2 rRNA genes are annotated in these 1,883 nt (G+C 54.0%); both read left to right on the top strand.

The window, feature by feature from the left end:
• Window positions 1-1,696 (top strand): 23S ribosomal RNA (locus ACMWL8_RS25040); the annotation flags it as partial.
• 66 nt (window positions 1,697-1,762) lie between these two features.
• A 5S ribosomal RNA gene (gene rrf / locus ACMWL8_RS25045) occupies window positions 1,763-1,878 on the top strand.
• The last annotated feature ends 5 nt before the right edge of the window (window positions 1,879-1,883 follow it).

Below are 1,883 nucleotides of genomic sequence, written 5' to 3' on the forward strand. Positions count from 1 at the left end.
GAAGGTGTGCTGTGAGGCATGCTGGAGGTATCAGAAGTGCGAATGCTGACATAAGTAACGATAAAGCGGGTGAAAAGCCCGCTCGCCGGAAGACCAAGGGTTCCTGTCCAACGTTAATCGGGGCAGGGTGAGTCGACCCCTAAGGCGAGGCCGAAAGGCGTAGTCGATGGGAAACAGGTTAATATTCCTGTACTTGGTGTTACTGCGAAGGGGGGACGGAGAAGGCTATGTCAGCCGGGCGACGGTTGTCCCGGTTTAAGCGTGTAGGTGTGTGTTCCAGGCAAATCCGGTTCACTTTAACACTGAGGCGTGATGACGAGGCACTACGGTGCTGAAGTGATAAATGCCCTGCTTCCAGGAAAAGCCTCTAAGCATCAGGTAACACGAAATCGTACCCCAAACCGACACAGGTGGTCAGGTAGAGAATACCAAGGCGCTTGAGAGAACTCGGGTGAAGGAACTAGGCAAAATGGTGCCGTAACTTCGGGAGAAGGCACGCTGATATGTAGGTGAAGCCCCTGCGGGCGGAGCTGAAATCAGTCGAAGATACCAGCTGGCTGCAACTGTTTATTAAAAACACAGCACTGTGCAAACACGAAAGTGGACGTATACGGTGTGACGCCTGCCCGGTGCCGGAAGGTTAATTGATGGGGTTAGCGGCAACGCGAAGCTCTTGATCGAAGCCCCGGTAAACGGCGGCCGTAACTATAACGGTCCTAAGGTAGCGAAATTCCTTGTCGGGTAAGTTCCGACCTGCACGAATGGCGTAATGATGGCCAGGCTGTCTCCACCCGAGACTCAGTGAAATTGAACTCGCTGTGAAGATGCAGTGTACCCGCGGCAAGACGGAAAGACCCCGTGAACCTTTACTATAGCTTGACACTGAACACTGGTCCTTGATGTGTAGGATAGGTGGGAGGCTTTGAAGCGTGGACGCCAGTCTGCGTGGAGCCGTCCTTGAAATACCACCCTTTAATGGCTGGTGTTCTAACGTGGACCCGTTACCCGGGTTGCGGACAGTGTCTGGTGGGTAGTTTGACTGGGGCGGTCTCCTCCCAAAGAGTAACGGAGGAGCACGAAGGTTAGCTAATCCTGGTCGGACATCAGGAGGTTAGTGCAATGGCATAAGCTAGCTTGACTGCGAGAGTGACGGCTCGAGCAGGTGCGAAAGCAGGTCATAGTGATCCGGTGGTTCTGAATGGAAGGGCCATCGCTCAACGGATAAAAGGTACTCCGGGGATAACAGGCTGATACCGCCCAAGAGTTCATATCGACGGCGGTGTTTGGCACCTCGATGTCGGCTCATCACATCCTGGGGCTGAAGTAGGTCCCAAGGGTATGGCTGTTCGCCATTTAAAGTGGTACGCGAGCTGGGTTTAGAACGTCGTGAGACAGTTCGGTCCCTATCTGCCGTGGGCGCTGGAGAATTGAGGGGGGCTGCTCCTAGTACGAGAGGACCGGAGTGGACGCATCACTGGTGTTCGGGTTGTCATGCCAATGGCACTGCCCGGTAGCTAAATGCGGAAGAGATAAGTGCTGAAAGCATCTAAGCACGAAACTTGCCCCGAGATGAGTTCTCCCTGAGACTTTAAGTCTCCTGAAGGAACGTTGAAGACGACGACGTTGATAGGCCGGGTGTGTAAGCGCAGCGATGCGTTGAGCTAACCGGTACTAATGAACCGTGAGGCTTAACCTTACAACGCCGAAGCTGTTTTGGCGGTGAGAGACAGATTTTCAGCCTGATACAGATTAACAGAATTTGCCTGGCGGCTTTAGCGCGGTGGTCCCACCTGACCCCATGCCGAACTCAGAAGTGAAACGCCGTAGCGCCGATGGTAGTGTGGGGTCTCCCCATGTGAGAGTAGGGAACTGCCAGGCATCAA

It is taken from the genome of Enterobacter sp. 04-C-12-SI-ECC, from assembly GCF_047530715.1.
In the GTDB taxonomy this organism is placed as follows: domain Bacteria; phylum Pseudomonadota; class Gammaproteobacteria; order Enterobacterales; family Enterobacteriaceae; genus Enterobacter; species Enterobacter bugandensis.